The organism is Mesoterricola sediminis, assembly GCF_030295425.1.
Lineage (GTDB): Bacteria > Acidobacteriota > Holophagae > Holophagales > Holophagaceae > Mesoterricola > Mesoterricola sediminis.
The window spans coordinates 480098-501391 of record NZ_AP027081.1; the positions used below are offsets into that span (position 1 = coordinate 480098).

A 21294-nucleotide genomic window follows, 5' to 3' on the forward strand; every position below is an offset into this window, starting at 1 on the left:
TCCCAGCCCCATCCCTGACATGCGAGACCTCCGGCGCCGGGCGCCCTCGCCCGAACCTGCCCCAGGTGTTGCATGCGTCCTTTGCCCGGCATCACGCGCCTCCTTGTCCTCGGCCTGACGACGCTTCCGGTGGCCGGCCAGGCGTTCCAGTCCTCCTTCTCGGAGGTGCAGTACGACCGGGCGCGGACCCCGGTGACCCTGAACGGTCCCGTCGAAGTGGACGGGCCCTCGGGCGCGGTGTCCATCGATTTCAAGCTGGGCCCCGGCATCGGCCGGGGAGCCCTCCACTTCACCCCCGCCCTCCGGGGTCGGTTCGCCGCCACCCTCTGGGGGGAGCAGATCACGGGCACCCCCCCCGACGCCTGGCCCAACCTCTGGTGTGACAGAGCCATGGCCTATCAGGCCGTGGTCGCCTGGTACAACTCCTGGTACAGCCAGTACACGGTGATGAGCGGCGGGGGCGCCTCCTTCAGTCCGGGAACCTTCGATCTCCTGCTGAACGATTCCCACCGCCACAACCTGACGACGAATTTCACCCTGCCGGACGGCACCTCCAGTTCCATGATCGGGGATCCCCCAGCGGAGATGGTCGCGGACAGGGGCCGAGCCGTCCTCACGGCCTTCAATTATCCGTCCTCGACCCAGGTGTGCGGGCTCAATGCCCGGGGGGACGCCTATGATTTCAAGGTACCTTTCATCAAGGTGGGGGCGCGGGATGAATTGATCCTGGGCCTGGAGGACCCGGCCTTCCCCCTCATGAGCGAGGTGGACCAGAACAACGCGGATTGGGTGGCGGGCGATCCTTCCTTCTACCAGTACTTTCCCCGCAGGATCCTCGTCGTCACCGGCGAGGTGGCCGTGGAATACGTGTACGACTACCCCACGTACGCGAACGTATCCGTTCCCTTCCCACGGACGATCAACCACAGCTACGGGAAGGAGTACGCGCCCCTCCGGACCGGCCGCTATCAGGTCCGCCGGATCCTGGACCGGTTCGGGGAGGCCATCGAATTCAACCACAACCCGGCCGGCCAGAACAACGGGGTGGATTTCGATGCCACCTGGACCCGCAACGGAGAACCGATCGTCGCGGGGGAGCGGCTGGAGGTGCGCCTCCAGCCGGTGCCGACCGGCGCGCCGGTCTCCTTTCCGATCCTCCAGGATCCGCGGTTGAGCGCCTATCCCACCGAGCAGGGCACGGTCACGTTCACCTACGTGGGCGACGGCTTCGGGGGTCAGTCCCGCTACATCCTGGAGGGCACCACCAACATCGGCGGGACCATCAACGGTGGCATCCAGCCGGACCTGTTCCGGACGAACGTCCAGCCCCTTCGCCTGCGGCGGGAGGGCAGCGGCGTCGATGGCGACACCGGGGAGGACGTGACCTTCGGCTACCAGACCCGCGGCGCCCGCGAGGGCGAAGGGCTGCAGGTGGTGGAGGCGCAGACCCAGACCGCCGTCCCCGTCGCGGTGACCCAGCTGTACCAGGTCACCATGCCCGGGCGCACCGTGACCCTGACCTGGAAGGCCTATCCCTGGCGGAAGAACCTGTGCGGTTCCGATGTCTTCACCGGCTTCCTGCCCGCGCCGCCCTATGCCTACCCCCAGTATTTCTTCGGGGTGTCGGCCATCCAGGACAACAACCGGGTGACGACCCACACCCGGGTCGTGCCCACGCCCGACTTCAGCAGCGCCTCCAGTGGCGGCTGGGCGGACACCGCCTTCTACGACGCGATCACCCATCCGGACCAGTCCGTCACCCTGACCCTGTACACCGGGCCCATTCCCGGCACGACATCCGTGACCCCGGGCACCAGCAGCGACCAGGATCTGGTCCAGACCCTCGCCTTCCTGAAGCACCAGGTCCGGGAGATCCGGCATTATGCGCCGGGCACCGACTGGCAGTCGGACCTGGGCGTCGAGGCCGCCTCCAGCAGCGCCTTCTCCATCGAGCGCCTCGACCGGTTCACCTTCTGCAGGGTGGGCAATCCCACGGGCGCCCTCACCGTCGCCAGCATCCCCGATCTGGCCCGCAAGCAGAGTCTGAACAAGGACACGGGCGTCCTCCGGCTGGAGGAGAAACGCGATTGGGACGGCGGGAACCGTGGATGGAAAACCTTCGTGAACCGGGCCTACACCGCCCCGCTGTTCACCTTCGAGTGGGGCTACCCGGACCTGGCGCCGGCCGCGCCGCCCGCATCCTCCTTCGACCAGTCCACCACCAAGACCTACCAGTCCGACTGGCTGAACTGGTGGCCCGCCAGGTCAGCCACCGAATCGAAAACCGGGCAGCCGACCCGGACCCTCGTCTGGGAGGCCAGCGGAAACCTCCTCAGCTCCACCTTGGACGCCGGCGGGGGCTCCGTGACCACCGCCTTTACCTACCTCAGCGGCACCAACCGCCTGGGTTCGGTCACCCTTTCAGGCGCCGCTCCTGTCGGCGTGGGCCTGGGTCAGTCCGGCGACGTGGGCATCGATCAGTATGAGTATGACGCGCGGGGCTTCCTGACGTCCATCAAGCCTAAAGGCGTGGCGTGGACGCTCCGGCAGACCCAGGATGCCTTCGGCCGCCCCCTGAGCCAGACCCAGGCGGACGGGGTGACCCACGGCTACCAGTGGGACGCGGCTGGCCGTCTGAAGGCCATTCTCCCCGCCTCGTCTCTGGAGGCCCCCACCTCCATCACCTATGACGCCGACAACCTCGGGGCGACGGTCACCCGGGGTGCCCTGGGTCCCCAGAGCAAGGTCCGGTACAATGGATTCGGGGAACTGATCCTGGTCCAACGGGCCATGGGGACGGGCACTTGGTCCCACCAGCGGCTCGACTACGATGTGCTCGGCCGAAAGGTCACGGAGACCGTTTGGCTTCCCGGCAGCGGGAGCGAAACGGAGAGCACGGCCAGCGTGGCCGCCACTCGGTACGGCTTCGATGCCCACGGGAGGCCCAGCAGCCTGCTCGACCCCAATGGCGTGGCCACCGGAACCACCTACGCCGGGCTCTCCCGGATGGTCACCGTCGCGGGTGGCACCGCGGCCGAAAAAACCACGGAATTCGTCTCGGACCCCCTGGGTCGGACGGTCCTCATCAAGAACCTGTCCCAGGGCGACGACCAGACCCGCATGACCTTTGACGACGGCGGCCGGATCCTGGAGGTCGTCCAGAGCGGTGGAGGCCGGAGCCAGTCGCGGCAGTGGGCGTACGGCCCCCTCTACTGGCTGACGGCGCTGACCCAGCCGGAAAGCGGGACCACCCTGTACAGCCAGTTCACCGTCCAGGGGAAACCGGGGGCCACCACGTACGGGGTCCAAGGCCTGGAGGTGACCCGCGTCTACGATGCCCTCGGGCGCGTGGTCTCGGTGTCCTCGGCCGGCGTGGCTGGCGGACCTTCCAGTGTCCAGCAATCCTTCGCCTATGACCGCGACCCGGTCACAAGTGCAATCGTGCCCGGCAAGCTCCTGCGGGCCCAGGATGGGGCCATTTCCCAGGCCTACACCTACAATGCCGCGACGGGGTGGCTGGAGACCCTCGCCACGACCATCGAGGGGACCACCTACACCCAGGCCTTTGCCACGAACCCCTACGGCAACCGGATCGGCACGACTTTCCAGGGTCTGGAAGGCGAGGCTCCCCGGACCCTCGCGACCGCCTTCAACGATGCGCTCGGGCTGCCCATGGAGGTCCTGCACCGGATCGGGGAGGGGGCCTCGAAGCGGCTGGGATTCGTGAATTCCGTCGACCCCGTGACCGGGAATCCCCTCTCCCTGGTCTATGGCAGCCAGGGGGCCTCCTCCTTCTTCACCTGCCGGCCCGACCAGGTTGGGCTGACCTCCATCAGCCATTACGTGGGAGGAAATGCCTCCCCGTACCGCCAGTGGACGTACACCTACGACCTGGCGGGCCGGCTCACGGGGGATGGGGAGAATACCTATGGGTACGACGCCCTGGACCGCCTGGTCTCCGCGACGGTCCCCGTGCCGCACGGCGTGACCCTCACGCAGACCTTTGCCTACGATGCCTTCGGTAACATGACCAAGAGCCAGACCGATAGCTCCTCGGCGGCCGCCATGCCCTGGATCAACAATTTCCTGTTCACGGGGGCGGAACTCGACCATCTGGCGAATACCAACCAGTTGCCCGGCGGAGCCATTGGTGTGCCGACGGGCGCCACCTATGATGCCTACGGGAACCTGATCCAGATCTACGCCAAGGCCGGTTCCTCCGGATACCCCTCCCTGAACCTCGCGTACGATGCCCTGGGCCGGGTGGTCCGCATGGTCTACCAGGAGACGGCCGCGAGCGTGCCCCAGGTAGAGGAGTACGCCTATGGAGCCGATGGCCTGCGGGCCTGGATCCGGACCCTGACGGGCGGGGTCCTTTCGACGATCAAGCACAAGGTCTATAACGATAAGCGTCAGCTCGTTTCGGAGTACGAAGCGCAATACGCCCCCTGATCTACCGTCCGGTGTCTGGCAGGCCATCCCTCCGAAACTCAAGCGAGCAGCCATGTTGAACCTCTTCCTTCGCGCCGCAGCCCTCCTCCTCGCCGTCACCCTCGTCCCGGCCCAGGCCCAGACCGGGTCGACGGCTGTCACCCCACCCAAGAAAGCCCTGGCCGCGGGGGCGGGGGGAACCGAGCCCTCCAACGCGCGGATCCTGCTGCCGGCCACGTCCCCCTTCCTGGCCACCGCAGGGGTGCCGGTCGAGTTCAGTGGCGACCTGAACGGTGGGCGATCCCCGAAGTGGACGTTGAACGGCGTCCAGATCGCCACGGGTCTGGGTCCCTTCACCTACACCTTCAGCGCCGCCGGGACGTACACCGTCAACTTCGTGGTCCTTCCGGACAGCGTCTACGCCGGCAGCACCGCATCCGTGGTCGTGCAGGTGATGGCCGCCCAGACCAGGCCGGCCATCTCCGCCTTCACCGCCTCGCCGGCCAGCGTGCCCTTTGGTGGCACCAGCACCCTGGCCTGGTCCACGAGCGGAGGGACGAGTTACACCCTGAGCCCGGGCGGAGGGGTCTCGACCCCCTCCGGGTCCCTTGGGGTGCAGCCCACGGCCACCACCACGTACACCCTCTCGGTCACCAACGGGGTGGGCACCACCCAGGCCACTGCGACCGTCGTGGTCTCCCCCGTGACGGTGACCATCTCGCCCAAGCCCGCCGGGACCTCCGTGGCCGCCGGCAGCGTGAACACCTTCTATGCGACCCTGGCGGGGGTGGGAGGCAGTGCCTCGCAGCAGATCGCCTGGACCGCCTCCGGGGGATCGCCCACCTCGTTCACCGGGCCCGCCTTCACGTGGACCGCGCCCGCGACCGGAACCCCGGTGACCATCACCGCCGCCAGCGTCGCGAACCCCGCGGCGTCCGACAGCTTCACCCTGAACGCAGTACCCCCGGCCACCGTCGCGCTGACCACGCTCCGGGCGGCGATCAATCAGGGCGAGAGCACCGTGCTGAACTGGTCCGTCTCCGGTGCGTCCGCCCAGACCCTGAACGGGGAGCCCGTTGAAGCCAACGGGAGCAGATCGGTCAGCCCCACGACCACGACCACCTATGTCCTGGCCGCCACCAACGCGATGCAGGTCCAGACCGTCCAGACCCTGACCGTGAAGGTGATGGGGATCCTGGGCTGGAAGCGCGACATCGTCTACCTCGGGACGCGCGAAGTGGGTGTCGTCGAAAACAATGGCACCCTGCACACCACCCTCGTGGACAGCCTCGGAAGCCCCCGCTTCGAGGTCAACGAGGCCGGCACCGTGGAAGGCGAGCAGAAGTACCTGCCCTTCGGCATGCTCGCCTGGCCAGGGGAGAAACTGGAAACCGGCAAGGGGTTCACGGGGCACGAGCAGACCGATCCGTCGGGGCTCATCTACATGCAGGCTAGGTTCTACCTGCCCATGTATGGACGCTTCGCCAGCCCCGAACCGGCTAGAGATCAGCACTTCGAAGAGACGCAGTCCTGGAACATCTACAGCTACGTGCGGAACAATCCCATTACGCATACAGACCCAACCGGGATGTTTGATGATGGCGTTGCCGAAGCACTGGCAACTGCCCACGAAAGGATTGGAGAACGGTTCGGTCCTGAAGCATCGAGGCAATTCAACAATGGTGCAGGGACCGCATACGCTGCCGGTGCTGCAGCGACGGTTGCACCTTATGCGGCAGCAGAAGCTGGTGCAGGCACAGCCCTAGCGGCAGGTGGTAGATGGCTCGCTGGTCGTGGGAGAGCTATTGGTGCTGGATTAACATTCGCGGGGAACTACTTAATAGAAAAGTCCGGGCATGTTAAGGATGCCGTCCTTCGGGGGGCGGGGGCGGCCAAGGACGGCCTCTCTAATCTCCTATCTCGTGGCAGTGGGGCAAGCTTTGACTGGAACCGAGCCGGCCATATTTTTAGAGATGCAGAAGGGCATGTGAACCCTACAACCAAGGCTGGGCAGGAAGCAGCAGCCGCAATGTTCCAAGGTGTTACCCAGAACAGCAGGAACTTGGTTGATTCTGCTCAAGCCGTTCAAAGAGGACTGATGACTGCTGACGCGGCAAAGAATGGAGTTCAGGCATTCGTGCAGAATACGCAACAGGGTTAGGTTTGGGTTCTAACGAGGGCAGATAAGATTATTAATGCCGGCGTTAATGCGATTAAGGAAAAAAGATGAATCTAAATCAAATCCACAAGATTGAGCTCGATGGTCAGATTGAATCTGCAGCAAAGCATTATGAGGAGTGGCTTGAGGAATATCCAGATGACCACCATTCTGTAGTTGACCTTGCTGTGCTTTATTGGTGTGTGACAGATTATGGTTTACATTCCGGACTCAAGCTGCCAATGGATTTTGTTAAATTGGCAAGCAGTCGTTCGAGAGTACTGTTAGACGACTGCATATCCAAAACGGGCGATCCTGAAGCCACGTTTTGGAGGATGTATTTCGATTACATGGATTGGGGGCGTGAAATAGACGAGGATGTTAAACAACTGCTGAAGAATTCACCGAATTGCCTTACTCCGTTAGTGTTTTTGGTTTTAAATAAAGTCGAGCCAATTGGATCAGAGAAGGTGTCGAAGCTTCGCGCATCGCTAATTGGCAGTGGCCCAACAAAAGTTAAATACATCACATCTGTCTTGGATTCATGTAGTTGGTGAAGGAGGGGCACCTCCTCTACAGCCCGGCCATGGACTTGGAGCTGCCCCGGATGGAGCACCGGCTGCCCAAGGCCGTACTGACCCAGAAGGAGGCCGAGGCGGTGCTGGCCGTGCCCGACGTGGGCTCAACCCTGGGCCTGCGGGACCGGGCCATCCTGGAGACCCTGTACAGCACGGGGATGCGGCGGCTGGAGCTGATCGGGCTGCGGATCCACGACGTGGACTTCGACCGCGGGACGGTGATGATCCGCCAGGGCAAGGGGAGGAAGGACCGGATGGTGCCCGTGGGGGACCGGGCGCTGGCCTGGATCGCGGCCTGGCGGGACCGGGGCAGGCCGGACCTGGTGACAGGGCGGGACCACGGAGGGCTGTTCCTTACGGAGCTGGGGGAGGAACTTCGGCCCACGCACCTGACCCGGCTGGCGCGGGACTATGTCGACAAGGCCAACCTGGGCAAGCGCGGCAGCTGCCACATCTGGCGGCACACCATGGCGACACTTATGCTGGAGAACGGGGCGGACATCCGGTTCATCCAGGGGATGCTGAGCCACGCCTGTCTGACGACGACCCAGATCTACACCCAGGTGAGCATCCGCCAGTTGAAGGCCATCCACGCGGCCACCCACCCCGGGAAGCTGCCGGAGTCGGTGAAGCGGAGGCAGGAGGAGGACCCGGAGCCCACCGCCGAGGACCTGTTGGCGCAGTTGGAGCTCGAGGCTGAGGAGAGTCCGGAGGACTGAACGGGGGCGGGACAACCAGGGAGGCCGGGCGGAATGGGCCGGCCTCTCTGCTTGTGCTTCCTTCTTTAGCCGCCCAAGGACGCTGAAGTGCGCTGGAAAGTCGGGTCAGGGGGTCTCCCGGGCTACAATGGTCCCACGATCTTTGAAAATCCTTGTCCCATAAGGAATTCTCTCCCGCTGGCGACCACCGAGGCATCAGAGCGCTGATGCCGAGCAGACTGACCCCTCAGGCCTCATCTACATGCAGGCTCGGTTCTATCTGCCCATGTGGGGAAGATTCGCGTCACCAGACCCAGCGAGGGACCAACACTTTGAGCAGACCCAATCCTGGAACATCTACAGTTACGTCCAAAACAACCCCGTCTCCTTCCTTGATCCGGATGGACAAAAACTTGTTCTATCGGGTAATGCCACTGCGGAACTTGATCGGGCAATGGCATATCTAGCTAAAAGCCAAGCTGGGCGGGAAATTGTTAATTACATTAACACGATTAAAAACTCCGATACCATTAACCTTGATTTGAAGGTCGATACGCGGGTTTATTATACAAATAGCGCAGGTGACGAAATTCAATGGAATCCGCAAATAGGCACTGCGGTGATTGATAACCCGAATGACAGGACGTCAGAAACCGGAGAGGTGCAATCCCCCGCCCTCGCCCTTGCGCATGAGATCATTCACAAAATGGAAAAGGACCGAGTAGGCGAGAAAGGAATAGATCGAAGCGCGGCCCCTCCTTACGACAACAAGGAGGAAAGACGGGCTGTTGAGAAAGAAAATAAAATTGCCAAACAGCTGGGGGAGCCATCAAGAAAGAATTCGACTGGAAATGATGTAAAAGTAAAGGATAGTACAAGCAGGAATCCTGTCGAACCCACAGTCCAAAAGAGGTTAGAGGAAGCCAGGCGAAAGGGGCAAAGATGAGATTTCCGCGCTGCTTATTTTTTTTGTGTTGCAGCATCTATTCTTTTGCTGGAACCGATGGAATATGTATCAGAGGGCTAAATCCTCTGGTTAACACACAGGTGAGTCTTTCTCAAGACATTGCTGTCGGATCAGGCAGAGAGGAGTGTTTGTCGGCTCGCAAGGACGCTGAATTGTTATGTGGCTTGCTTTTTATGACAGTGGCAAAATCTCAAAAGGCCAATACCAGGCTTCCAAAAAATTACAGACTAAAGGTGGAAATTCAAATTGATGAAGTAGCGTTTGCTTTTTGGATTCACGCCGGTGCAACTAGTGTCGAATACCGCGATAAGCAATATGCCATAGATCGGAATTCACAATCTATGATCCTTGATGTCTTTCGGGGCATGTTTCCCGACTTGTTTATCGGAAACCAATTTCGCCCTCGAATAAAAGAGGAAAGAGGAAATGTCAATCAGCGTGGCAATCTCGTATTGCCGTAGCTAAATGAATCTTGGCAAAGGGTTCGCCAACTACGAGCAGACCGATCCGTCGGGGCTCATCTACATGCAGGCTAGGTTCTATCTGCCGATGTATGGACGGTTCGCGAACCCTGATCCGGCGAGGGACCAGCACTTCAAAGATACTCAGAGTTGGAACATCTACAGTTACGTTCGGAACAACCCCGTGATGATGATTGATCCAAGTGGACTTTTGGCGCTTAGCGCCGAAGAGAAGAAACAATTTTTAATGACTGGGAGTACTGGTCGGCCTTTCGGAGGCAAGCGTGGTCATTCCGCCTCAACGTCGCAAACAGGCACCATTGCGATCGACCCTGGGCATGGTGATCACAACAATAAAAATAAACAGGTTGACCCCGGTGCTGTTAATGGCAAGGACTACGAGAAGGATTTTGCGCTAAATATAGCCAATTCAACCTATTCTATCCTGAAGGATAAAGGGTATGATGTCTTGATGACCCGAACAGGGGATGTGCAGGATGCCGGGACACAGCTGCAGTGGAGGATTGATACTGCAACAGGGGCAAGTATTTTCGTGAGCATTCACATTAATTCGAGTGAAAGCGCTGGCGCCAATGGATTTTCTGTCTGCTACAAGGACGGGGATGCTGCTAGCAAGGCATTGGCGCAGTCCATATTGGCTTCCAACACCCAATTGGTAGGTAGAGGGCTTTCGGCAAGAAGTGATTTGTATGTATTAAATGCATTCAAGGGAACGGCAGTTCTGGTTGAGGCTGGCTTTATCAGCAATGCCAGGGACCTTTCGGTTCTCCGAAATGGCGCTGTGGCAATAGGTAGAGATATTGCAGCGGGAATTATTGGTTATTTGGGAGGCAAGTGATGCGTTATGCATGTTTTATCATCCTCCTGTCGTTGTCTCCACTGTTTGCGGGGGAGAATGAGAACTATTGGGGAATATATAAGTCAAAAAAAGCCAATGTTCCTATAGTCTTTGCGCTCGGTGATTCTGGAATTTCCCGTCTAGACGCATTTGGGAAGCGCTATGCTGGTAAATCAATCAGTGTGGACTTTCTTGGCCTGTATGGGAACTCAGAGCTATTGCAAATTAAATTTGATGATGACAGTGGATTTGTAAACACTATCAAACTGTTGCTGGTTGTTGTGAATGATCGCCTGAAATTGGTCTCGGGCTACTACATGAGATTCCGCCTAAAGGAAGACAATAGTCTTAATATTGAAAAGTTGGAGTCGATTGAGTTTGGGTTTTCAAAGGGGAAAATGGGCAACTAGACCCAATGTAGCCTGACGCTAACTTGCAGAAACCCTTGTATACAACCTGCCCTGGTGTTGCTGACGATGGTTTCGGACCACGACTAAGCCGGGGCCCGCGGACCACATTCCTGGATGGCGCGGGTCAAAGGGCCTCCGAGATTAAAAGCTGGCGTCCACACACCATGCTGTCGGAGCAGGCCCCATGAAAGGGCTGCACGAATTGGAAACCATCGTACGCTTGATGATCCAATAAAAATGCCCAGGACATCATGACGCTTTTCTCTAACCGCGGCACCAACCTGTCCTCTATCTTCGGACCCGTTTCACGCCTCGCAGAAGAACTTCGACTAGAAACAGATCCAGTAAGGCTGGGATCCCAACCTCAATTCCAATTCGAGAAAGCAAAATCAAAAATGAAAAACTGTATTTTTTTTCAAGTCCCAAGCCAAAGTCGCCCAAGAATTTGACCCATGGCCAAGTAACCACCTCGACGCCTTGGTACATCCATTCAGAGTAAGCCCCATCAAAGCAGGACATGAGGTAGGCGATGGTTACCATAAGCCAGATCGATGAATACACGATATAGAAACGCTTCCTCATCCGGCCTCCGCGCATTGAGATAGTCGATCCTGCGAAACCCCTCCCGACATTCACAGGGCCCCAGAGGCCTCCCGATCGAGCCGGAGCACCTCCAGGTGACGACAGAGGGCTTGTAGGGCCTCCCAGGCGTTGCCGGTGAGCATGTACAAAAGGGCCCTGAGGCGGGCCAGGATCTTCCGGAGGTTGTGCCCGGCCCCGCAGAGGATCGCGTTGATCGCGTCCCCTGCCATGCCTTTGAGGAAGTTCCGTCCCAGCAACCCGTCTGCTTTCATGTGCCCGATCTCCGGCTCCACCGCGGATCGCCGTCGTAGGTGGCGCTTGAGGGTGTAGCCGAGCTTCCGGGTGCCGCTGATGAGGACCCGGCTTCGTTCCTCGGAAACTCCATGCCCCTTGTATCCTCGGTCAACGAAGGTGTGGGCCGGAACCTTGCCTGTGAGCCGCTCGACCTGGTCGAGTTGACCTTCCAAGGTGTGGCCATCGTAGGGGTTGTCCGGGCAGGTCTGAATGCCGACGACGAAGCCTTCCTTGTGCGTGACGGCGAGGCTGACCTTCACCCCGAACTCGTAGGGGCGGTGGGCCTTCCCTTTGGCGATGCACTCCACCTCGGGTGCATGCAGGCTGTAGATCTTGCCCTTGGTGAGCCGGGTCTGACCGAGAATGAGCTCCGCCAGAATCATGGTCCGCTTGTTGCGGTCGAAGGCGACATCGGACATCTTCCGCTCGACATCGCGCATCACCCGGCCGGCCATGGTCTTCAGGCTCTTCAGGACCTTCTTGGCGCGCTTGAATTGCCTGGCCTTGGAATGGCCGCCGTGCTTGCGGAAGGCCCGGTCCATCATCCGGCGGTAGCTCTGGCGCAGGACCAGACCTTCGTCCTTGGCCACGCGGAGCATGGCTGCATGAACCTTGCGGTAGAGGCGCGCGTCGGTGGGGTGCTGCACATTCTTCGGCTGGACGGTGGTGTCCACGATGACCTTGTCGAAGCTCGTCTCGGTGATGGTCCGGGTGGCCTTGCCCGCCTCGATCGTGATCTGGAGCAGCTTCTCCACGCCCTTCTCGCCGATCCGCTGCCGCCAGCGGGTCATCTGGGTCGGATGAACGGGCAAGTCATGGCGGAAGAACTCCTCGCCGCAGAAGAACTGCCAGTAGGGGTTCTCAACCCAGCGGGCAACGGTCAGCTCGTCGGAGAGGTTGAAGGTGTGCTTGAGGAGTTGGAGGCCGGCCATGAGCCGGGTGGGGACCGCCGGTCTGCCGTTGTTGGGGCAGTACATGGGCCGGAATTCAGCGGCGATTGCATCCCAATCGATGGCCGCGGCAAGGCGGACCAGCTCGTGGTTCATGTCCAGGGCCAGGTCCAGGCGCATGGCTCCCATCAGGGGGCGTTCGTGGGTGGTTGCCTTGGGCTTGGGCTTCATCGGTACACCGGAATCCGGGGGGGTCGCCCCCTACTATCTTGTGTACCTTATACTTGAAAAGTTTCATCAAGTTACTGATTTATTTGCTGGTTGTACGTAGTCGACCCTGCGAAACCCCTCACGGCATTCAGATGGCCCCAGAGGCCTCCTGATGAAACCGGAGCACCTCCAGGTGACGGCAAAGGGATTGTAGGGCCTCCCAGGCGTTGCCGGTGAGCAGGTACAAAAGGGCCCTGAGTCGGGCCAGGATCTTCCGCATGTTGTGCCCGGCCCCGCAGAGGATCGCGTTGATCGCGTCCCCTGCCATGCCCTTGAGGAAGTTCCGTCCCAGCAACCCATCCGCTTTCATGTGCCCGATCTCCGGCTCCACCGCGGATCGCCGTCGTAGGTGGCGTTTGAGGGTGTAGCCAAGCTTCCGGGTGCCGCTGATCAGGACCCGGCTTCGTTCCTCGGGAACTCCATGCCCCTTGTATCCTCGGTCAACGAAGGTGTGGGCCGGAACCCTGCCTGTGAGCCGCTCGACCTGGTCGAGTTGACCTTCCAAGGTGTGGCCATCGTAGGGGTTGTCCGGGCAGGTCTGAATGCCGACGACGAAGCCTTCCTTGTGCGTGACGGCAAGGCTGACCTTCACCCCGAACTCGTAGGGGCGGTGGGCCTTCCCTTTGGCGATGCACTCCACCTCGGGTGCATGCAGGCTGTAGATCTTGCCCTTGGTGAGCCGGGTCTGACCGAGAATGAGCTCCGCCAGAATCATGGTCCGCTTGTTGCGGTCGAAGGCGACATCGGACATCTTCCGCTCGACATCGCGCATCACCCGGCCGGCCATGGTCTTCAGGCTCTTCAGGACCTTCTTGGCGCGCTTGAATTGCCTGGCCTTGGAATGGCCGCCGTGCTTGCGGAAGGCCCGGTCCATCATCCGGCGGTAGCTCTGGCGCAGGACCAGACCTTCGTCCTTGGCCACGCGGAGCATGGCTGCATGAACCTTGCGGTAGAGGCGCGCGTCGGTGGGGTGCTGCACATTCTTCGGCTGGACGGTGGTGTCCACGATGACCTTGTCGAAGCTCGTCTCGGTGATGGTCCGGGTGGCCTTGCCCGCCTCGATCGTGATCTGGAGCAGCTTCTCCACGCCCTTCTCGCCGATCCGCTGCCGCCAGCGGGTCATCTGGGTCGGATGAACGGGCAAGTCATGGCGGAAGAACTCCTCGCCGCAGAAGAACTGCCAGTAGGGGTTCTCAACCCAGCGGGCAACGGTCAGCTCGTCGGAGAGGTTGAAGGTGTGCTTGAGGAGTTGGAGGCCGGCCATGAGCCGGGTGGGGACCGCCGGTCTGCCGTTGTTGGGGCAGTACATGGGCCGGAATTCAGCGGCGATTGCATCCCAATCGATGGCCGCGGCAAGGCGGACCAGCTCGTGGTTCATGTCCAGGGCCAGGTCCAGGCGCATGGTTCCCATCAGGGGGCGTTCGTGGGTGGTTGCCTTGGGCTTGGGCTTCGTCGGTACACCGGAATCCGGGGGGTCGCCCCCTACTATCTTGTGTACCTCATACTTGAAATGTTTCATCAAGTTACTGATTTATTTGCTGGTTGTACGTAATGCAGGGCCGACTACATGGGCCGGAATTCAGCGGCGATTGCATCCCAATCGATGGCCGCGGCAAGGCGGACCAGCTCGTGGTTCATGTCCAGGGCCAGGTCCAGGCGCATGGTTCCCATCAGGGGGCGTTCGTGGGTGGTTGCCTTGGGCTTGGGCTTCATCGGTACACCGGAATCCGGGGGGTCGCCCCCTACTATCTTGTGTACCTTATACTTGAAAAGTTTCATCAAGTTACTGATTTATTTGCTGGTTGTACGTAATACAGGGCCGACTAATGCCTTCCTTGGCCTTCAATCACGACAGCCTAAATAGCTCATCGCCTTCACCATTAATAATTGTGCCTAGTCTTGATAATTCCACAAGTGACTTCGCAATTTCTCGCTCAGAAACGCCGACCTTCTTCCCGCAAACCAGAACATTCTTAATGTCCTTAGACGAAAAATATAGAGACAAACGCCATGCATCAAAATATTGAGGCATATCGAGTCTTTTGTGGCAATCAACCACATCTCCATTCGAAGCCACAAATTTTACCCCAAGTCCATGTTTATTGAAGCTCCAGTGATAGCCATTTAGTTCAATTTGACCACGCGCAGGAACCCCAAAACACAATTCGTCAACCTTGAATTGGTATGAAAGCCTTTCAACCAAACCGGATTGAACCCCAACAAATTCTGCAAGTAATAATTCAAAGTTGTGCTTCATATTTAGCTCCTGGCCTCAGCAACCTGCCGCAATAGCTCGGCCCCCTCCTTGTCTGAAACCTTCTTGATAAGAACCGGAACTTCCCTAATTCCTGCTTTAATCGCAGCAGCTACGCGGTGATGACCATCCAGGATAATTCGCTTCCCATCAACAACTGCAATTTGAATAGGCTTGGAAGCATCGAATCCGTTAGCCTTCATATCCTTTGCCATTCTTTTGATTAGGCTTCCACTCATTTCGGATGATGACTGTCTGCTCAGCAGTGTATTTGGCGAATAAGACGCCTTCAATTCTTGAGCAACTGCTCCGGCTTCACTTCTCGCAAGGAAGCTTGTTGCCCTTCCGAGTAAGGCACCTCCAACCTCCCCCTCCATTACGGCTGTGGGTACTTCCATGGAACGGTTCAGTAACAGGTCCTTTGCGCCAGCACCGTTTTCTGCATCCTTCCCTATGTTGCTAAGCATCGGGATGTCCTGGTTTCCAACGGCGTTAATTCCCGCGGAAACAACGTCGGTAGCTTGAGCAACGACCTGAAACCCGGGGTTATGGGTCACTGTCGCGGAGTAAAGAGCATTAAGAGTCTTATCGACGATGGTGGAATTGCCCCCCAGATACCATGGCACTCCTGCCATCCCGTTTGGATCCAGCATCATCACCGGGTTGTTCTGGACGTAGCTGTAGATGTTCCAACTCTGCGTCTGCTCGAAGTGCTGATCCCTTGCAGGATCCGGGCTCGCGAACCGTCCATACATCGGCAGGTAGAAGCGCGCCTGCATGTAGATGAGGCCAGAGGGATCTGTCTGCTCGTGCCCCGTGAACCCCTTGCCGGTTTCCAGTTTCTCCCCTGGCCAGGCGAGCATGCCGAAGGGCAGGTACTTCTGCTCGCCTTCCACGGTGCCGGCCTCGTTGACCTCGAAGCGGGGGCTTCCGAGGCTGTCCACGAGGGTGGTGTGCAGGGTGCCATTGTTTTCGACGACACCCACTTCGCGCGTCCCGAGGTAGACGATGTCGCGCTTCCAGCCCAGGATCCCCATCACCTTCACGGTCAGGGTCTGGACGGTCTGGACCTGCATCGCGTTGGTGGCGGCCAGGACATAGGTGGTCGTGGTCGTGGGGCTGACCGATCTGCTCCCGTTGGCTTCAACGGGCTCCCCGTTCAGGGTCTGGGCGGACGCACCGGAGACGGACCAGTTCAGCACGGTGCTCTCGCCCTGATTGATCGCCGCCCGGAGCGTGGTCAGCGCGACGGTGGCCGGGGGTACTGCGTTCAGGGTGAAGCTGTCGGACGCCGCGGGGTTCGCGACGCTGGCGGCGGTGATGGTCACCGGGGTTCCGGTCGCGGGCGCGGTCCACGTGAAGGCGGGCCCGGTGAACGAGGTGGGCGATCCCCCGGAGGCGGTCCAGGCGATCTGCTGCGAGGCACTGCCTCCCACCCCCGCCAGGGTCGCATAGAAGGTGTTCACGCTGCCGGCGGCCACGGAGGTCCCGGCGGGCTTGGGCGAGATGGTCACCGTCACGGGGGAGACCACGACGGTCGCAGTGGCCTGGGTGGTGCCCACCCCGTTGGTGACCGAGAGGGTGTACGTGGTGGTGGCCGTGGGCTGCACCCCAAGGGACCCGGAGGGGGTCGAGACCCCTCCGCCCGGGCTCAGGGTGTAACTCGTCCCTCCGCTCGTGGACCAGGCCAGGGTGCTGGTGCCACCAAAGGGCACGCTGGCCGGCGAGGCGGTGAAGGCGGAGATGGCCGGCCTGGTCTGGGCGGCCATCACCTGCACGACCACGGATGCGGTGCTGCCGGCGTAGACGCTGTCCGGAAGGACCACGAAGTTGACGGTGTACGTCCCGGCGGCGCTGAAGGTGTAGGTGAAGGGACCCAGACCCGTGGCGATCTGGACGCCGTTCAACGTCCACTTCGGGGATCGCCCACCGTTCAGGTCGCCACTGAACTCGACCGGCACCCCTGCGGTGGCCAGGAAGGGGGACGTGGCCGGCAGCAGGATCCGCGCGTTGGAGGGCTCGGTTCCCCCCGCCCCCGCGGCCAGGGCTTTCTTGGGTGGGGTGACAGCCGTCGACCCGGTCTGGGCCTGGGCCGGGACGAGGGTGACGGCGAGGAGGAGGGCTGCGGCGCGAAGGAAGAGGTTCAACATGGCTGCTCGCTTGAGTTTCGGAGGGATGGCCTGCCAGACACCGGACGGTAGATCAGGGGGCGTATTGCGCTTCGTACTCCGAAACGAGCTGACGCTTATCGTTATAGACCTTGTGCTTGATCGTCGAAAGGACCCCGCCCGTCAGGGTCCGGATCCAGGCCCGCAGGCCATCGGCTCCATAGGCGTACTCCTCTACCTGGGGCACGCTCGCGGCCGTCTCCTGGTAGACCATGCGGACCACCCGGCCCAGGGCATCGTACGCGAGGTTCAGGGAGGGGTATCCGGAGGAACCGGCCTTGGCGTAGATCTGGATCAGGTTCCCGTAGGCATCATAGGTGGCGCCCGTCGGCACACCACTGGCTCCGCCGGGCAACTGGTTGGTATTCGCCAGATGGTCGAGTTCCGCCCCCGTGAACATGAAATTGTTGATCCAGGGCATGGCGGCCGCCGAGGGGAGCTATCGGTCCAACCCACCAAAAAACAAGTTCACTCTATAGTGCCCGGGCGATAGACCTTTATCGATCGCAAAATCATACGAGTCATTTGCAATGCCAGCACTCGGTCCAAAGCTTGGAATAAGCTTTCCAAGCATTGAAGTCTTTGGCGACTGGGACATATATTCTCCTAGCATTGAAATTTGTACATTTGAATTCTCGTGCACAATAATATCATTTTGGTTACTCAAGTTGCCCGTTTGCAATGAATTCTTTGCTGATTCGCCGCCTACCTAAGATAGACCAGTAGGGCCTTTTCGGAGCAGATTTAATCATCTTGCTATAAATAGTCGGCCCTGCAATACGTACAACCAGCAAATAAATCAGTAACTTGATGAAACTTTTCGAGTATGAGGTACACAAGATAGTAGGGGGCGATCCCCCGGAATCCGGTGTACCGATGAAGCCCAAGCCCAAGGCAACCACCCACGAACGCCCCCTGATGGGGACCATGCGCCTGGACCTGGCTCTGGACATGAACCACGAACTGGTCCGCCTTGCCGCGGCCATCGATTGGGATGCCATCGCCATGGAATTCCGGCCCATGTACTGCCCCAACAACGGCAGGCCGGCGGTCCCGACCCGGCTCATGGCCAGCCTCCAACTTCTCAAGCACACCTTCAACCTCTCCGACGAGCTGACCGTCGCTCGCTGGGTCGAGAACCCCTACTGGCAGTTCTTCTGCGGCGAAGAGTTCTTCCGCCATGACCTGCCCGTCCACCCGACCCAGATGACCCGCTGGCGGCAGCGGATCGGCGAGAAGGGCGTGGAGAAGCTGCTCCAGATCACGATCGAGGCGGGCAAGGCCACCCGGACCATCACCGAGACGAGCTTCGACAAGGTCATCGTGGACACGACGGTCCAACCGAAGAACGTGCAGCACCCCACCGACGCGCGCCTCTACCGGAAGGCCCACGCAGCCATGCTCCGCATCGCCAAGGAAGAGGGCCTGGCCCTGCGGCAGAGCTACCGCCGGATGATGGACCGTGCCTTTCGCAAGCATGGCGGCCATTCCAAGGCCATGCAGTTCAAGCGCGCCAAGAAGGTCCTGAAGAGCCTGAAGACGATGGCGGGCCGGGTGATGCGCGATGTCGAGCGGAAGATGACCGACGTCGCCTTCGACCGCCACAAGCGGACCATGATCCTGGCGGAGCTCATCCTCAGCCAGACCCGGCTCACCAAGGGCAAGATCTACAGCCGGCATGCGCCCGAGGTGGAGTGCATCGCCAAGGGGAAGGCTCACCGCCCCTACGAGTTCGGGGTGAAGGTCAGCCTCGCAGTCACCCACAAGGAAGGCTTCGTGGTCGGCATCCAGGCCTGCCCGGACAACCCCTACGATGGCCACACCCTGGAAGGCCAACTCGACCAGGTCGAGCGGCCCGAGTCCCGTCAAGTGGTGTAGCAAGAGCGGCCAGCGAAGCGCCGCCGTACCCGTATGATCCGATTTCAATGAAATGCTGCTGCTGATGGACCTTTGGCCGGGGCGGTGTGGAAAACGCGCCAGCGTTTTCCAGGCGAAGCCCGCGGGTGTTGGAAGGTTGTGGACCCGAAGGGCGCCCCGCAGGGGCGTTGCCTGTGGACCCGGAGGGCGGGCCGGAGGCCCGTTTCGCGCAGCGAAATCCAGCGGGCAATCCATCAGCCTTTCCATGCCCGCGCACCGCCCCGGCCGGGTGGGTCGCGACCTCGCCCCAGGGCCATCACGCCTTCACCTTCAAGTAAGGGAACCGGGCAGAAACCCACTCAGCATGCTGGTCCGCGAGCAACGAGCCCAGAAGGCGCAGCACTGCGGCCCGGTTCGGAAAGATGCCCACCACGTCGGATCGCCGGCGAAGCTCACGGTTCTCCCGTTCCAGCACGTTGGTCGAGTGGATCTTTCGCCAGTGGGCTTTGGGGAAATCCATGTAGACCAGGACGTCCTCCACCGCCTCGTCCAGCAGGGCCGAGAAGCCGGGGTGCTTGCGCTGGGTATCCAGGGCCAGGGCTGCGAACAACCGCTGCGCATCCTCCTTGCAGGGCGCCTGGAAGGCCTGCTTCAGGCGGTCCAGAAGCTCCTCCTGCGCCGCCTTGGGCAACCGCGTCGCTGCATTCCGCATGAAATGAACCCGGCACCGCTGCCAGGAGACACCGTTCAGGACCCGCCGCACCGCCGCCTTCAGCCCAGTGTGGGCGTCCGAAACCACCAGCTCGACGCCCTTCAGCCCGCGCTTGACCAGGCCCTCCAGGAAGCCGCTCCACGCCGATTCCATCTCGCCATCAGCAACTTCCAGGCCCAGCACCTCCCGGTATCCCTGCTGGTTCACGCCAATGGCCACGAGCACTGCCAGGCCCACCACCCGCTGACCTTCCCTAACCTTCGGATACATGGCGTCCAGCCAGATGTAGCGGTAGGGGCCCTCCAGGGGCCTTTCACGAAACGCCGTCACCTCGGTATCCAGGTCCTTGGCCAGCCTGGAGACTTCGCTTTTCGACATCCCCTTGGCCCCCATGGCCTCGACCAGGTGCTCCACCTTGCGGGTGGAGATCCCGAGCACGTAGGCTTCCGAGACCACGCTCAGGAAGGCCCTTTCCCAGCTTCTGCGCGGCTCCAGAAAGTCTGGCATGTAGCTTCCCTGACGAAGCTTCGGAATCCGCAGCGGCATCGTCCCCAGGCGGGTTTCCCAGGCCCGGTCCCGGTACCCGTTCCGTTGATTCTCGCGCAAGGGCGAACGTTCCCCGGCCTCCGCCTGGCAGAGAGCGGTGACGTCGCTTGCCATGATCCGTTCCAGGGTCATCATCACGAGCTGGCGCAGGAAATCCCCGCTGCCTTCCTCCAAAGCCTTGCCCAGGGCCCCAAGACCCTCCACACTTTCTCTGGCCATCGTTCTCCGCTCCTATGTTGTTTCCGCAAAAACAAACATACGGAGGACGGTGGCCATCTGTCTGCCTACCCGGCTCTTACACCACTCCCTGGGACTCTATCGTCGAGCGGCTCACGGGCAAGGTTCCGTCTCACACATTCGTCGACCGCGGCTACAAGGGCCACGGAGTTCCCGAAGAACGAAGCAGAGTCCTGATCAGCGGCACCCGGAAGCTTGGCTACACCCTCAAACGCCACCTACGACGGCGATCCGCGGTGGAGCCGGAGATCGGGCACATGAAAGCGGATGGGTTGCTGGGACGGAACTTCCTCAAGGGCATGGCAGGGGACGCGATCAACGCGATCCTCTGCGGGGCCGGGCACAACATGCGGAAGATCCTGGCCCGACTCAGGGCCCTTTTGTACCTGCTCACCGGCAACGCCTGGGAGGCCCTACAATCCCTTTGCCGTCACCTGGAGGTGCTCCGGTTTCATCAGGAGGCCTCTGGGGCCATCTGAATGCCGTGAGGGGTTTCGCAGGGTCGACTAAATATGCTTCTCAGATGGACCAACATATCCTTGATTACATTTGAACCTTGATTGCGACTATGTGATATCAATATACGGCCATGCCTTAAGTGGTGAAAAGTTAACCTTCCAGATATTAAGCTCGAACAAGTTATCTTTGTCATCTAGATTCAAAGATGCTAAAACATCAACACCATCAGAATCCTTAAATTGGACTTCGCTAGCAACCCGCCCCATGCGCCTCAGGGGGTCAAAGTTGCCATCAGGTCCCAGCAGGAGACTGCCCATTCCACCATCGGCTTGTTCTTTAACGAGCAGAGTATCAACCCAATCCGGCGGAACGATGATGTTGCCTTTTTTTAACAAAACTATCAGAAGCGCAAGTTCTTCTGACCTAGGGCTTCGGCACTTCATGAATTCTCCCAACATAAATG

Annotated in this window: 18 protein-coding genes and 1 pseudogene; 10 read left to right on the top strand and 9 right to left on the bottom strand. The window is 60.3% G+C overall.

Features of this window, described 5'->3' with window-relative positions; genetic code table 11:
- Window positions 1-72 precede the first annotated feature (72 nt).
- From R2J75_RS02180 to R2J75_RS02215, 8 genes are all read left to right on the top strand, one after another.
- Entirely contained in the window at window positions 73-4452 is a 4380-nt protein-coding gene (locus R2J75_RS02180; protein ID WP_316410973.1) for a hypothetical protein, read from the top strand.
- Between the two features lie 52 nt (window positions 4453-4504).
- Window positions 4505-6592, top strand: a complete 2088-nt coding sequence (locus R2J75_RS02185) for an RHS repeat-associated core domain-containing protein (RefSeq protein ID WP_316410974.1) — start codon at window positions 4505-4507, stop codon at window positions 6590-6592.
- Between the two features lie 65 nt (window positions 6593-6657).
- Complete coding sequence (locus R2J75_RS02190; RefSeq protein WP_316410975.1) at window positions 6658-7146, top strand: hypothetical protein; 489 nt, start codon at window positions 6658-6660, stop codon at window positions 7144-7146.
- Window positions 7143-7886 (top strand): tyrosine-type recombinase/integrase, encoded by a 744-nt coding sequence (locus tag R2J75_RS02195; protein WP_316410976.1) that lies wholly within the window; start codon window positions 7143-7145, stop codon window positions 7884-7886. The genes R2J75_RS02190 and R2J75_RS02195 overlap by 4 nt, the downstream gene beginning before the upstream one ends.
- Window positions 7887-8052: 166 nt before the next feature.
- On the top strand, window positions 8053-8811 hold the full coding sequence (locus R2J75_RS02200; RefSeq protein WP_316411595.1) for an RHS repeat-associated core domain-containing protein: 759 nt from the start codon (window positions 8053-8055) through the stop codon (window positions 8809-8811).
- The gene (locus R2J75_RS02205; protein ID WP_316410977.1) at window positions 8808-9293 is read left to right on the top strand and encodes a hypothetical protein; all 486 of its coding nucleotides are present in this window, start codon (window positions 8808-8810) and stop codon (window positions 9291-9293) included. Before R2J75_RS02200 ends, R2J75_RS02205 begins: the two co-directional genes overlap by 4 nt.
- Before the next feature lie 4 nt (window positions 9294-9297).
- The gene (locus R2J75_RS02210) at window positions 9298-10152 is read left to right on the top strand and encodes an N-acetylmuramoyl-L-alanine amidase (RefSeq protein WP_316410978.1); all 855 of its coding nucleotides are present in this window, start codon (window positions 9298-9300) and stop codon (window positions 10150-10152) included.
- Complete coding sequence (locus tag R2J75_RS02215; protein ID WP_316410979.1) at window positions 10149-10562, top strand: hypothetical protein; 414 nt, start codon at window positions 10149-10151, stop codon at window positions 10560-10562. Before R2J75_RS02210 ends, R2J75_RS02215 begins: the two co-directional genes overlap by 4 nt.
- A gap of 288 nt (window positions 10563-10850) precedes the next feature.
- Here R2J75_RS02215 and R2J75_RS02220 read toward each other — a convergent pair whose 3' ends face one another.
- The 7 genes from R2J75_RS02220 to R2J75_RS02250 form a co-directional block, all read right to left on the bottom strand.
- The gene (locus R2J75_RS02220; protein WP_316410980.1) at window positions 10851-11144 is read right to left on the bottom strand and encodes a hypothetical protein; all 294 of its coding nucleotides are present in this window, start codon (window positions 11142-11144) and stop codon (window positions 10851-10853) included.
- 50 nt (window positions 11145-11194) lie between these two features.
- Complete coding sequence (locus tag R2J75_RS02225; protein WP_316410981.1) at window positions 11195-12559, bottom strand: IS5 family transposase; 1365 nt, start codon at window positions 12557-12559, stop codon at window positions 11195-11197.
- Between the two features lie 127 nt (window positions 12560-12686).
- Complete coding sequence (locus tag R2J75_RS02230; protein WP_394365872.1) at window positions 12687-14009, bottom strand: IS5 family transposase; 1323 nt, start codon at window positions 14007-14009, stop codon at window positions 12687-12689.
- Between the two features lie 152 nt (window positions 14010-14161).
- Complete coding sequence (locus tag R2J75_RS02235; RefSeq protein ID WP_316410982.1) at window positions 14162-14311, bottom strand: hypothetical protein; 150 nt, start codon at window positions 14309-14311, stop codon at window positions 14162-14164.
- A gap of 133 nt (window positions 14312-14444) precedes the next feature.
- Complete coding sequence (locus R2J75_RS02240; RefSeq protein ID WP_316410983.1) at window positions 14445-14855, bottom strand: DUF6896 domain-containing protein; 411 nt, start codon at window positions 14853-14855, stop codon at window positions 14445-14447.
- A gap of 2 nt (window positions 14856-14857) precedes the next feature.
- Window positions 14858-17002: an RHS repeat-associated core domain-containing protein gene (locus R2J75_RS02245; RefSeq protein WP_316410984.1), complete on the bottom strand. Its 2145-nt coding sequence runs from the start codon at window positions 17000-17002 to the stop codon at window positions 14858-14860.
- 52 nt (window positions 17003-17054) lie between these two features.
- Complete coding sequence (locus R2J75_RS02250) at window positions 17055-17441, bottom strand: hypothetical protein (protein ID WP_316410985.1); 387 nt, start codon at window positions 17439-17441, stop codon at window positions 17055-17057.
- A gap of 455 nt (window positions 17442-17896) precedes the next feature.
- Here R2J75_RS02250 and R2J75_RS02255 point away from each other — a divergent pair, with 455 nt between their 5' ends.
- On the top strand, window positions 17897-18898 hold the full coding sequence (locus R2J75_RS02255) for an IS5 family transposase (protein WP_316410986.1): 1002 nt from the start codon (window positions 17897-17899) through the stop codon (window positions 18896-18898).
- 295 nt (window positions 18899-19193) lie between these two features.
- Here R2J75_RS02255 and R2J75_RS02260 read toward each other — a convergent pair whose 3' ends face one another.
- A complete protein-coding gene (locus R2J75_RS02260) occupies window positions 19194-20354 on the bottom strand; it encodes an IS256 family transposase (RefSeq protein WP_316410508.1) in 1161 nt (386 codons plus the stop codon).
- 110 nt (window positions 20355-20464) lie between these two features.
- On the opposite strand from R2J75_RS02260, the pseudogene R2J75_RS02265 reads away from it, so the two are divergent.
- Window positions 20465-20851, top strand: a pseudogene (locus tag R2J75_RS02265) (hypothetical protein); the annotation flags it as partial.
- Between the two features lie 87 nt (window positions 20852-20938).
- Here the strand turns inward: R2J75_RS02265 and R2J75_RS02270 are convergent.
- Window positions 20939-21274: a DUF6984 family protein gene (locus R2J75_RS02270; RefSeq protein WP_316410987.1), complete on the bottom strand. Its 336-nt coding sequence runs from the start codon at window positions 21272-21274 to the stop codon at window positions 20939-20941.
- Between the last annotated feature and the right edge of the window lie 20 nt (window positions 21275-21294).